Raw genomic sequence first — 11,667 nt, 5'->3', positions numbered from 1 at the left:
AGCGGCCATCCTACCCTGTTTAACGCAGTGCGAGTACCGCTGCCCATTGTTCGGCGGTCACCGGCATCACTGAAAGGCGGCTGCCTTTCTGTACCAGCGCCAGTTCGGCAAGGGCGGTTTGCTGCTTGAGGTAGCCCAGTTGCAGGACCCTGCCGAAGGTTTCGACATGGGCGACATCGACAGCGCTCCAGGGGTTCTTGGCGTCGTTGGCCTTGGCGTCGAAGTAGTGGCTTTGCGGGTCGAGTGCAGTGGGGTCGGGATAGGCTGCGGCACTGATGCGGGCAATGCCGGCAATGCCCGGCTCCGGGCAACTGGAGTGGTAGAAGAAGAACTGGTCACCGACTGCCATGGCCCGCAAGAAATTGCGCGCCTGGTAGTTGCGCACGCCATCCCAGCGCGCTTCGCCCAGCCGCGCGAGGTCCTTGATCGAGAGTTCGTCGGGCTCGGATTTCATCAGCCAGTAGGCCATGGGTGGTGCTCCAGACAATGTTTGAAATAACCTGTTTCAGGAAACCGACGGTCGGTTGGCGTCAACGTTTGCGTGTCGCCTCAGGTTGTCGGAGAATGCGCGCATTTTAAGCTTGACGCTGCTGCAACAACAAAAACGTTGCTGACAACGTGATCAGTTTGCCTGAGGGGGGCAATCGATGAATCGCAAACCGGATTTGCTCTGGATTCTGGTGTTTCTGTTCGGTTTGGGTGTTGTCACTACCGGTTATGCGCAAAGCCTTTGGGAACGCAAACTCGACGCCCCTTACGAAATGCCGGTCAATCCGCAACAACGTTGATAGCCAGGTACCAGCCACGGTCCGAGACCGTCCCCTGCAGCGGCACATCCCAGCTGGCTTGCGCCAGTCGTTCGACCTTCTGGCATTCATGCGCCAGGCCCAGCAGCAAGGGTTTTTTCCAGGCCTTGCGGCGGGCCTGATAGGCCAGGCTGCGGTCATAGAAACCGCCGCCCATGCCCAGCCGGCCACCCACTTCATCAAAACCCACCAGCGGTAGCAGGATCAGGTCCAGCGCCCAGATCGGTCGTTGCCGGGCCAGGCTGATGTGCGGCTCGGGGATGCGAAAGCGGTTGCGCCGCAGCTTCTCGCCGGCTTCGATGCGCTGGAACACCATCTTGGTTTTTGGCCAGGCGTGCAGTACCGGCAGGTAGGTGCGTTTGCCACGGCGCTGGGCTTCACGCATCAGCAGGCGCGGGTCGATCTCGCAATCATTGGGCAGGTACAGGGCGATGTGCCGGGCCCGGCGAAACAACGGATGCTGTGCCAGCTGACGGTACAGGCCACGGGCTGCCTGGCGTTGTTCGGCCGGCGTCAGGGCACGGCGGGCATCGCGAAGCAGGCGGCGAAGTTGCGGGCGGGTCAGCGGCGCGGTGTCGGTCATGGCACGGGCGGTCCCAGAGAGGGCTGCCACCCGCCGGGTGACAGCTCGATTGCCCGCGCAGAAGGGCGGGCAAAGAATTCAGGCTCCCCGACGAACCGCTGTCGGTGTAGCCCTTGAACCCGAAAGTTCAAGGTGGAGATTGCAGGAGGCGTTAAGGCTTTCCGTCAAGCGGACATGCACACCGGCCCCACGTGCAACCCCCGTGGTTGTGCGTATCGGCTCAGGGACATGACCGACTGGCAAGCACTCCAGGGAGTGGCGCCAGTATACCGATACTCAACCCTTATTTGAATCTTGATCGTCGGCCAGTGCGCTATCGACGCGTTCAAGCAGGTCGCGCACCTGTTCACGGTTGACGCCAGTGCCGGTCGCTTGCGGGCGTTCCTGGTTGTGCAGCAGGTCGTGGGTAATGTTCAGCGCAGCCATCACGGCGATGCGGTCGGCACCGATGACTTTGCCGCTGCTGCGGATTTCGCGCATCTTGCCATCCAGGTAGCGCGCGGCGCTGACCAGGTTGCTGCGTTCTTCCGGCGGACAGATGATCGAATATTCTTTGTCGAGAATCTGAACAGTGACGCTATTGCTTGAGCTCATGAGTCTTGCTCCAGGGCCTTGAGTCGCAAAATCATCGATTCGACCTTACGCCGGGCGATTTCATTTTTTTCGATGAGGTGGGCGCGCTCTTCGCGCCAGGATTTTTCCTGAGCTAATAAGAGTGCGTTTTGCCGTTTTAGTTGCTCGACCCGCTCAATCAGCAGTTCGAATCGGCCCATCAGCGCTTGCAGATCGTTCTCTTGCATTGGTTGCCACTCGATTCGGTCGTGCGGGTGGTTGCCCGGTTTATGCCCTGGCCGGCCCGGAGTTGGCCGCGTCGATGGTCTTGGCGCGCCTGCCGGTGCTAGGATACAAGGTCTTCATTCTAGTCATTGCGCCGTCTGGCGCCTAGTTGCCCATGCCCAATATCAATTCGCCGTACACCGCCTTCGCCACCTTGCTCAGCAGCAACGGGCATCCTGTTTCCCCTGCCGAACTGCACGGGCTGTTGCTCGGGCGCAGCTGCGCCGGTGCCGGCTTCGATGCCGAGGCATGGTTGGCAGACGCCGCCGGCCTGCTGGAAAGCGAACCGGCAGACAACGTTCGTAACGCCTTGATCGGCCTGCAAGAAATGGTCAAGGGCGAACTGACCAGCGACGATATCACCGTGGTGCTGTTGCTGCCGGGTGATGATGAGCCGCTGACCGAGCGTGCCACCGCCCTGGGTCAATGGTGCCAGGGCTTCATTGCCGGTTTCGGTTTGAATGCCGGTGGCAAGGACCTGAGCACCGAGGCCAAGGAAGTGCTGCAGGACCTGGTCGCGATCTCTCAGGTCCAGGACGCCCTGGAAGAGTCCGAAGACGGCGAAAACGACTATATGGAAGTCATGGAATACCTGCGCGTCGCCCCGCTGCTGCTCTACACCGAGCTGAAGCAGCCGGTCGAGCCTGCGGCCAAACCTTCGTTGCACTGATTAACCACGGACTGCCACTGCCCATGAGCCACATCCCCAAGTCGGAATACGCCCGTCGACGCAAGGCGCTGATGGCGCAGATGGAACCCAACAGCATCGCCATCCTGCCCGCCGCCGCGGTTGCCATCCGCAACCGCGACGTCGAGCACGTGTACCGCCAGGACAGCGACTTCCAGTACCTCAGCGGCTTCCCCGAGCCCGAGGCGGTGATCGCCCTGATCCCCGGCCGCGAGCACGGCGAGTACGTATTGTTCTGCCGCGAGCGCAATCCCGAGCGCGAGCTCTGGGACGGCCTGCGCGCTGGCCAGGAAGGGGCGATCCGCGATTTTGGCGCCGATGATGCTTTCCCCATCACCGATATCGACGACATCCTCCCCGGCCTGATCGAAGGTCGCGACCGGGTGTATTCGGCCATGGGCAGCAACGCCGAGTTCGACCGCCACTTGATGGAGTGGATCAACGTCATCCGCTCCAAAGCGCGGCTGGGTGCGCAGCCGCCGAACGAATTCGTTGCCCTGGATCATCTGCTGCACGACATGCGCCTGTATAAATCGGCGGCGGAAGTGAAAGTGATGCGCGAGGCCGCGGCGATTTCCGCCCGTGCCCACGTGCGGGCCATGCAGGCCTGCCGCGCCGGTCTGCGCGAATACAGCCTGGAAGCCGAGCTCGACTACGAGTTCCGCAAGGGCGGGGCGAAGATGCCGGCCTACGGCTCGATCGTCGCCGCCGGGCGCAACAGCTGCATCCTGCATTACCAGGAGAACGACGCGCTGCTCAAGGACGGCGACTTGGTGCTGATCGACGCCGGTTGCGAGATTGACTGCTACGCCAGCGACATCACCCGCACTTTCCCGGTCAGCGGGCGTTTTTCGCCGGAGCAGAAGGCCATCTACGAGCTGGTGCTCAAGGCCCAGGAAGCGGCCTTTGCGGTCATCGCCCCGGGCAAGCACTGGAATCACGCCCATGAGGCCACGGTGCAAGTGATTACCGAAGGCCTGGTGGAACTGGGCCTGCTCAAGGGCCAGGTGCACGAACTGATTGAAAGCGAAGCCTATCGGGCTTTCTACATGCACCGCGCCGGGCACTGGCTGGGCATGGATGTGCATGATGTCGGCGAGTACAAGGTCGGCGGCCAGTGGCGAGTGCTCGAGCCGGGCATGTCCCTGACTGTTGAACCTGGCATTTACATTGGTGCCGATAACCAGAGTGTCGCGAAAAAATGGCGTGGCATCGGTGTGCGAATCGAGGATGACGTAGTGGTAACCAAGCAGGGCTGTGAAATCCTGACCTCCGGCGTACCCAAGACGGTTGCCGAAATCGAAGCCTTGATGGCTGCTGCGCGCAGTGCCGCAGCATGAGCCGGGTCAACCTTGCGATCATTGGCGGCGGCCTGGTCGGCGCCAGCCTGGCCCTGGCCCTGCAAGCCGGCGCCAAGGCGCGTGGCTGGAAGATCCTGCTGATCGAACCGTTCGCCCCGGGTGACAGTTTCCAGCCGAGCTATGACGCCCGCTCTTCGGCGTTGTCTTTCGGTACCCGGCAAATCTACGAGCGTCTTGGCCTGTGGCAACAGATCAGCCGCCGCGCCGAGCCGATCCGTCAGATCCAGGTCTCCGACCGTGGCCGTTTTGGCGCCACCCGCCTGGACGCCCTGGAAGAAGGGGTACCGGCGCTCGGCTACGTGGTCGAGAACGCCTGGCTTGGCCAGTGCCTGTGGCAGGGCCTGGACGCTGAGGTGGTGAGCTGGCGCTGCCCGGCGGAGGTCACCGCCCTGCAGCCGCTGGAAGACGGTTACCGGCTGTCGCTCAACGACGACACCACGCTTGAATGCGACCTGGCGGTACTGGCCGATGGCGGCCGCTCCGGCCTGCGCGAGCAACTGGGTATTCATGTCAGCCAGCGGCCGTACAACCAGAGCGCCCTGATCGCCAATATCACCCCGAGCGAAGCCCACTGCGGCCAGGCTTTCGAGCGCTTTACCGACGAAGGGCCGATGGCCTTGCTGCCATTGCCGGAGAACCGCTGCGCGCTGGTCTGGACCCGCGCCGGTATGGACGCCAAGCGCCTGGCCGAGCTGGACGAACGCAGCTTCCTCAGCGAGCTGCAGGACGTGTTCGGCTACCGCCTCGGTGCGCTGCGCCAGGTCGGCGCCCGGCACTTGTATCCGTTGTCGCTGGTCGAGGCCCAGGAGCAGGTGCGCCCGCATCTGGTAGTCCTTGGCAACGCTGCGCACAGCCTGCACCCGATTGCCGGGCAGGGCTTCAACCTGTCACTGCGCGATGTGCAGTCGCTGGCCGACGGCTTGCTGGCCAGCCCTGGAGTGCCGGGTGATTTCGCCACCCTGCAGGCCTACCGTGAGCGTCAGCGCCTGGACCAGGACCTGACCGTGGGCTTCTCCGACCGCGTCACCCGATTGTTCGGCAGCGCCCAACCCTTGGTCGCTACCGGCCGCAACCTGGGCCTGCTCGGCCTCGACCTGCTGCCTCCGGCCAAGCGCTGGTTCGCCCGCCAGGCCATGGGCCTGGGAACTCGCCCGGATCCACGGAGCTGAGCATGAGCGACCCGCGCAAACTGGCCCGGCGTGCGCGCAGGCTGCGCTGGCTGCTGAATATCTACCCGCCGTACCTGGGCGCGGGCATTCGCGTGCTCAGCGTCAGCCCCGACCTGCGCCACATCCGCGTGCGCATGGGCCTGCGCTGGTTCAACCGCAACTATGTCGGCACCCAGTTCGGCGGCAGCCTGTACTCGATGGTCGACCCGTTCTACATGCTGATGCTGATGGAGCTGCTCGGGCGTGAGTACATCGTCTGGGACAAGGCTGCCAGCATCGATTTCGTGTCGCCGGGCAAGGGCCCGGTGTTCGCCGACCTGCGCATCGACGATGCCCTGCTCGACGACATCCGCCAGCACACCGCCGGCGGCAAAAAGTACCTGCCACGACTTCAGGTCGATATCCGCGATGCCGCCGGTGAACTGGTGGCGCGGGTCGACAAAACCCTTTACGTGCGGCTCAAGCCGCAAGCGAGACAGGCTTAAGGCATGGAAATGCGCGCAGATCTGTTGATTGTCGGTGCCGGTATGGTCGGCAGCGCCCTGGCCCTGGCGTTGCAGCACAGCGGCCTGGAAATTCTCTTGCTCGACGGCAGCCCCTTGTCGATCAAACCCTTCGACCAGCAATCGGCGTTCGAGCCGCGGGTCAGCGCCTTGTCGGCGGCCAGCCAGCGCATTCTCGAACGCCTGGGCGCCTGGCAGGGAGTCAGCGAGCGACGTCTGAGCCCCTACTCGGACATGCACGTGTGGGATGGCAGCGGCACCGGTCAGATCCACTTCTCGGCGGCCAGCGTGCACGCCGAAGTGCTTGGCCATATCGTCGAGAACCGGGTAGTGCAGGATGGCCTGCTGGAGCGTCTGCACGACAGCGAAATCGGCCTGCTGGCCAATGCCCGTCTGGAGCAGATGCGCCGCTCCGGCGACGACTGGCTGCTGACCCTGGCCGACGGCCGTACCCTGCGTGCGCCGCTGGTGATTGCCGCCGACGGCGCCAACTCGGCGGTACGCCGCCTGACTGGCTGCGAGACCCGCGAGTGGGATTATCTGCACCACGCCATCGTCACCAGCGTGCGTTGTGCCCGGCCACATCAGGCGACCGCCTGGCAGCGCTTTACCGACGAGGGGCCGCTGGCGTTCCTGCCGTTGTTGCGCGATGGCCAGCAGGACTGGTGCTCGATCGTCTGGTCGACCACGCCCGAGCAGGCTGAACACTTGATGGCCTTGAGCGACGAGGCGTTCTGCGCCGAGCTTGAGCGCGCCTTCGAAGGGCGCCTGGGCGGCGTCCTGCAGGCCGACCCACGGGTTTGCGTGCCGCTGCGCCAGCGTCACGCCAAGCGTTACGTGGCCGAAGGCCTGGCGCTGATCGGCGATGCCGCGCACACCATCCACCCGCTGGCCGGGCAGGGCGTCAACCTCGGTTTCCTTGATGCCGCGGTACTGGCCGAAGAGTTGCTGCATGCCTACGAGCGTGGCGAGCGCCTGGCTGATATTCGCGTGCTGAGCCGTTTCGAGCGCCGACGCATGCCGCACAACCTGGCCTTGATGGCGGCGATGGAAGGCTTCGAGCGCTTGTTCCAGGCCGATCCACTGCCGTTGCGCTGGTTGCGCAACAGCGGCCTGAAATGGATCGAGCAATTGCCGGAAGCCAAGGCCCTGTTCGTGCGCCAGGCCTTGGGCTTGAGCGGTGACCTGCCGGAACTGGCGCGGGCCTGAGGGCCCCGCAACATCTGGTAACTCCTCCCTTGTGAGTTCGGTTGAGAAGGCAAATGGGATTAACTACCATTTGCGCCTCTCATGAATTCCGAGGACTGCACCATGTTGCCACGCAAGCACGTAATGGCCGCCCTGGCTCTGACCCTGTTCGGCACGGCCGCCCAGGCGGCGGACGAGGTGGTGGTGTATTCCTCGCGCATCGACGAGCTGATCAAACCGGTATTCGATGCCTACACCAAAGAAACCGGGGTGAAGATCAAGTTCATCACCGACAAGGAAGCGCCGCTGATGCAGCGGATCAAGGCCGAGGGCGAGAACGCCACCGCCGACCTGCTGCTCACCGTCGACGCCGGCAACCTCTGGCAGGCCGAGCAGATGGGCATCCTGCAGCCGATCAAGTCGGACGTCATCGACAAGAACATCCCCGCCCAGTACCGCGCCTCGTCCCACGACTGGACCGGCCTGAGCCTGCGCGCACGGACCATCGCCTACTCCACCGAGCGGGTCAAACCCGAAGAGCTGAGCACCTACGAGGCCCTGGCCGACAAAAACTGGGAAGGTCGCCTGTGCCTGCGTACGGCGAAGAAGGTCTACAACCAGTCGCTGACCGCTACCCTGATCGAAACCCATGGCGAGCAAAAAACCGAAGAGATCATCAAGGGCTGGGTCAACAACCTGTCCACCGATGTGTTCTCCGACGACACCGCCTTGCTCCAGGCGATCAACGCCGGCCAGTGCGACGTCGGCATCGTCAACACCTACTACTACGGCCGCCTGCACAAGGAAAACCCCAAGCTGGCAGTCAAGCTGTTCTGGCCCAACCAGGCTGACCGTGGCGTGCACGTCAACCTCTCGGGTATCGGCCTGACCAAATATGCGCCGCACCCTGAGGCGGCGAAGAAGCTGGTCGAATGGATGACCGGTGCCGAGGCGCAGAAAATCTTCGCCGGCGTGAACCAGGAGTTCCCGGCCAACCCGGCCGTGGCGCCATCTGAAGAAGTGGCTGCCTGGGGCACCTTCAAGGCCGACGGCATTGCTGTGGAAGTGGCCGGCAAACGCCAGGCCGAAGCCATCCGCCTGATGGATCGGGCTGGCTGGAACTAAGCGCCAGGCTTTATCCTTCCGGGGCCCTTATCGGCCCCCTGTGGGAGCGGGCTTGCCCCGCGATTGCAATGTGACTGACACAATGCAATCGCGGGGCAAGGCCGCTCCCACAGAGCCTGTGCTTCTACATAGAGATTTTTCCTTTTGGCCCACCCCGCCCAACGCCGCTGGTACCCCCTGGTCTTCATCATCGCCGCCCTGGTGCTGCTGCCGCTGAGCGTGCTGTTGTTGTCCTGGCAGTCGGTCGACCTGCAGATCTGGTCGCACCTGCTCGATACCCAGATGAGCCGCCTGCTGGGCAACACCCTGACGCTGATCCTCGGTGTCGGCATTGGTGTGACGGTGCTGGGCGTGAGCCTGGCCTGGCTCACCAGCCTGTGCGAGTTCCCCGGGCGGCGCTGGCTCGACTGGGCCTTGATGCTACCGTTCGCGATTCCGGCCTATGTGCTGGCGTTCGTGTTTGTCGGGCTGCTGGATTTCGCCGGGCCGGTGCAAAGCTTGTTGCGCGAATGGTTCGGACCCTTGCGCCTGCCGCGGGTGCGTTCTACCGGCGGGGTCATCACCGTGCTGGTGTTGGTGTTCTACCCCTACGTCTACCTGCTGGCCCGTAACGCCTTCCTGGCCCAGGGCAAGGGCCTGATGGAAGCGGCGCGGGTTCTGGGTCTGTCGCCGCTGCAGGCATTCTGGCGGGTTGCCATGCCCATGGCGCGGCCGGCCATCGGTGCCGGGGTGGCCCTGGCATTGATGGAAACCCTGGCGGATTTTGGCGCGGTGTCAGTGTTCAACTTCGACACCTTCACTACCGCCATCTACAAGACCTGGTATGGCTTCTTCAGCCTCTCAAGCGCCGCGCAACTGGCCAGCCTGCTGTTGCTGGCGGTGATGCTGGTGCTGTACGGCGAGCGCCGGGCCCGTGGCGCCGTGCGCAGCAGCAACGAACGCCCGCGCGGCAAGGCCTTGTATCACTTGCGGGGCATCAAGGCCCTGGCCGCCAGCAGCTGGTGCCTGCTGGTCTTCGCCTGTGCCTTCGTGGTGCCGATGCTGCAGTTGCTGGTGTGGTTCTGGCAGCGGGGGCGTTTCGACCTTGACGAGCGCTATGCCGGGCTGATCCTGCATACCCTGTACCTGGGCGCCATGGCGGCACTGATTACTGTGTGTGTTGCCCTGATGCTGGCGTTTGCCCGGCGCCAGGCGCCGACCTCGACCATCCGCGCCGGCGTCGGCCTGGCCAACCTGGGCTATGCCTTGCCCGGCTCGGTGCTGGCAGTGTCGATCATGCTGGCCTTCAGTTACCTCGATAACCAGTTGGTGGTGCCGCTGTCCGGCTGGCTCGGTGGTGCCGGCAAGCCGTTGCTGCTCGGCAGCCTGTCGGCCTTGTTGCTGGCGTATCTGGTGCGCTTTATCGCCGTGGCCTACGGCCCGCTGGAAAACAGCCTGGGACGGATTCGCCCGTCCTTGCCGGAAGCTTCGCGCAGCCTGGGAGTCAGTGGCCCGAGATTGTTTTTCAAGGTGTATCTACCCTTGCTGGTGCCCGGTGCCATGAGCGCGGCGCTGCTGGTATTCGTCGACGTGCTCAAGGAAATGCCGGCGACCTTGCTGATGCGCCCCTTTGGCTGGGATACCCTGGCGGTTCGGGTATTCGAAATGACCAGCGAAGGCGAATGGTCGCGGGCTTCGCTACCGGCGCTGACCCTGGTGCTGGTCGGCTTGCTGCCGGTCATCGGCCTGATTCGACGTTCGGCCCGCCACCCCGGTCAAACGCGCTGAGGGTGTAAGCCTGCTTGCTTGCAGCTACAATGCGCGGCATTCGCTGCGGCCGGTCCTACAGACCGGGTAGCTGCAACGCTGCCAGCCGCCGTAGCCTCGCCACGCCCGGAAGGAGAAACCCATGGGACAGCGTACGCCTCTTTATGACCTGCACTTGGCCCTCGGCGCCAAGATGGTCGATTTTGGCGGTTGGGATATGCCCCTGCATTACGGCTCGCAAGTCGAGGAACACCATCAGGTGCGCCAGGCCTGCGGGGTCTTCGATGTATCCCACATGACCGTGATCGATATCCGTGGCGCCCAGGCCGGTGCCTGGCTGCAACAGGTGCTGGCCAATGATGTCGCGCGCCTGAACGCCACCGGCAAGGCCCTGTACAGCACCATGCTCAACGAGCAGGGCGGGGTGATCGACGACATGATCGTCTACCGCTGTGAAGACGGTTACCGCCTGGTGGTCAACGCCTCGACCCGCGACAAGGACCTGGCCTGGCTGCAGGCGCGGATGATCGGCTTCGAGGTCGAGCTGAGCGAGCGCCCGGAACTGGCCATCCTTGCCATCCAGGGCCCGCAGGCGCGAGAAAAGGTCGCGGAGCTGGTAACCGCTGCCCGCGCCGCTTTGATCCGTGAACTCAAGCCCTTCGAAGGCCTGGCCGATGGTGACTGGTTCATCGCCCGCACCGGTTATACCGGTGAGGATGGCCTGGAAATCATTTTCCCGGCGGTACAGGCCCCGGCGTTTTTCAACGACCTGGTCGGCGCCGGCATCGCCCCCAGCGGCCTTGGCGCCCGCGATACCCTGCGCCTGGAAGCGGGCATGAACCTGTATGGCCAGGACATCGACGAAGCCCACACGCCGCTGACCTCGAACCTGGGCTGGAGCATCGCCTGGGAGCCGGCAGCGCGTGACTTCATCGGTCGCAAGGGCCTGCTGGAAGAAATCGAGCATGGCGTCGAGCAGAAACTGGTCGGCCTGGTGCTCGAAGAGCGCGGGGTTTTACGCGCCCATCAGGTGGTCCGTGTCGCCGGGATTGGCGAAGGGGAGATCACCAGTGGTAGTTTCTCTCCTACGCTGAGCAAATCCATTGCCCTGGCGCGGGTGCCGATGGCCACCGCCGATCGTGCCGAGGTGGAGATTCGCGGCAAGTGGTACCCGGTGCGGGTGGTCAAGCCGACCTTCGTGCGCCATGGCAAGATCCTGATCTGAACCCAATTCTGGCGGGCCAACCGCTGACCCAATCGAGGACAACAATTATGAGCAATATCCCCGCCGACCTGCGTTTTGCCGAAAGCCACGAATGGGCCCGGCTGGAAGCCGATGGCTCTGTGACTGTCGGGATCAGCGACCATGCCCAGGAAGCCCTGGGTGACGTGGTGTTCGTCGAGCTGGCGGAAGTGGGCAAGGTCTTTGCCGCCGGCGATGCGGCGGGCGTGGTCGAGTCGGTCAAGGCCGCTTCCGATATCTACGCACCGGTCAGCGGTGAAGTGATCGCGGTAAACGAAGAGCTGGCCGATAGCCCCGAGTCGCTGAACAGCGACCCATATGCCAGCTGGATCTTCAAACTCAAGCCAAGCGACAAGGCCGAGCTGGACAAACTGCTCGACGCCGCTGGTTACAAAGCCGCCATCGGCGAATAGTTTCA

Annotated in this window: 14 protein-coding genes and 1 other RNA gene; 10 read left to right on the top strand and 5 right to left on the bottom strand. The window is 63.8% G+C overall.

The features are described 5' to 3' along the window. Positions 1-19: 19 nt before the first annotated feature. Positions 20-469, bottom strand: a complete 450-nt coding sequence (locus LOY22_RS25780; RefSeq protein ID WP_093378222.1) for an EVE domain-containing protein — start codon at positions 467-469, stop codon at positions 20-22. A gap of 178 nt (positions 470-647) precedes the next feature. On the opposite strand from LOY22_RS25780, the gene LOY22_RS25775 reads away from it, so the two are divergent. Further along, on the top strand, positions 648-788 hold the full coding sequence (locus tag LOY22_RS25775; RefSeq protein ID WP_165392175.1) for a hypothetical protein: 141 nt from the start codon (positions 648-650) through the stop codon (positions 786-788). Here the strand turns inward: LOY22_RS25775 and LOY22_RS25770 are convergent. The 4 genes from LOY22_RS25770 to LOY22_RS25755 all read right to left on the bottom strand — a co-directional run bounded on the left by LOY22_RS25770 (position 769) and on the right by LOY22_RS25755 (position 2,189). Continuing rightward, the gene (locus LOY22_RS25770) at positions 769-1,389 is read right to left on the bottom strand and encodes a 5-formyltetrahydrofolate cyclo-ligase (RefSeq protein WP_093378227.1); all 621 of its coding nucleotides are present in this window, start codon (positions 1,387-1,389) and stop codon (positions 769-771) included. The two genes, LOY22_RS25775 and LOY22_RS25770, sit on opposite strands and share 20 nt — an antisense overlap. An 80-nt stretch (positions 1,390-1,469) precedes the next feature. Further along, positions 1,470-1,647, bottom strand: a non-coding RNA gene (gene ssrS, locus LOY22_RS25765) — 6S RNA. 18 nt (positions 1,648-1,665) lie between these two features. Further along, positions 1,666-1,983 carry a cell division protein ZapA gene (locus LOY22_RS25760; RefSeq protein WP_195885287.1) on the bottom strand — a complete coding sequence of 106 codons (318 nt, stop codon included), beginning with the start codon at positions 1,981-1,983 and terminating at the stop codon, positions 1,666-1,668. Then, on the bottom strand, positions 1,980-2,189 hold the full coding sequence (locus LOY22_RS25755) for a TIGR02449 family protein (protein ID WP_010221172.1): 210 nt from the start codon (positions 2,187-2,189) through the stop codon (positions 1,980-1,982). The genes LOY22_RS25760 and LOY22_RS25755 overlap by 4 nt, the downstream gene beginning before the upstream one ends. 152 nt (positions 2,190-2,341) lie before the next feature. Between LOY22_RS25755 and LOY22_RS25750 the strand changes: the two genes are divergently transcribed. From LOY22_RS25750 to gcvH, 9 genes are all read left to right on the top strand, one after another. Further along, positions 2,342-2,896, top strand: a complete 555-nt coding sequence (locus LOY22_RS25750; RefSeq protein WP_093378230.1) for a YecA family protein — start codon at positions 2,342-2,344, stop codon at positions 2,894-2,896. A gap of 23 nt (positions 2,897-2,919) precedes the next feature. Further along, on the top strand, positions 2,920-4,254 hold the full coding sequence (gene pepP / locus LOY22_RS25745; protein WP_093378235.1) for a Xaa-Pro aminopeptidase: 1,335 nt from the start codon (positions 2,920-2,922) through the stop codon (positions 4,252-4,254). Beyond that, a complete protein-coding gene (gene ubiH, locus LOY22_RS25740) occupies positions 4,251-5,444 on the top strand; it encodes a 2-octaprenyl-6-methoxyphenyl hydroxylase (RefSeq protein ID WP_045201074.1) in 1,194 nt (397 codons plus the stop codon). The genes pepP and ubiH overlap by 4 nt, the downstream gene beginning before the upstream one ends. Positions 5,445-5,446: 2 nt before the next feature. Further along, positions 5,447-5,929 carry a DUF4442 domain-containing protein gene (locus tag LOY22_RS25735; RefSeq protein ID WP_045201076.1) on the top strand — a complete coding sequence of 161 codons (483 nt, stop codon included), beginning with the start codon at positions 5,447-5,449 and terminating at the stop codon, positions 5,927-5,929. 9 nt (positions 5,930-5,938) lie between these two features. Beyond that, entirely contained in the window at positions 5,939-7,156 is a 1,218-nt protein-coding gene (locus LOY22_RS25730) for a 2-octaprenyl-3-methyl-6-methoxy-1,4-benzoquinol hydroxylase (RefSeq protein WP_176794311.1), read from the top strand. Positions 7,157-7,258: 102 nt separating this feature from the next. Next, a complete protein-coding gene (locus tag LOY22_RS25725; protein WP_258595373.1) occupies positions 7,259-8,260 on the top strand; it encodes an extracellular solute-binding protein in 1,002 nt (333 codons plus the stop codon). A gap of 144 nt (positions 8,261-8,404) precedes the next feature. Continuing rightward, positions 8,405-10,027, top strand: a complete 1,623-nt coding sequence (locus tag LOY22_RS25720; protein WP_258595371.1) for an iron ABC transporter permease — start codon at positions 8,405-8,407, stop codon at positions 10,025-10,027. 121 nt (positions 10,028-10,148) lie between these two features. Further along, positions 10,149-11,231 (top strand): glycine cleavage system aminomethyltransferase GcvT, encoded by a 1,083-nt coding sequence (gene gcvT / locus LOY22_RS25715; RefSeq protein ID WP_045201083.1) that lies wholly within the window; start codon positions 10,149-10,151, stop codon positions 11,229-11,231. A 47-nt stretch (positions 11,232-11,278) separates the two neighbouring features. Beyond that, positions 11,279-11,662, top strand: coding sequence for a glycine cleavage system protein GcvH (gcvH, locus tag LOY22_RS25710; RefSeq protein ID WP_093378249.1), 384 nt, complete (start codon positions 11,279-11,281; stop codon positions 11,660-11,662). Positions 11,663-11,667 lie beyond the last annotated feature (5 nt).

Origin of the sequence: Pseudomonas sp. B21-035 (genome assembly GCF_024748945.1) — a bacterium.
Classification (GTDB): Bacteria; Pseudomonadota; Gammaproteobacteria; order Pseudomonadales; family Pseudomonadaceae; genus Aquipseudomonas.
The sequence above is the reverse complement of the archived record's forward strand: the minus strand, read 5'-3'. Positions and strand labels throughout refer to the sequence as shown.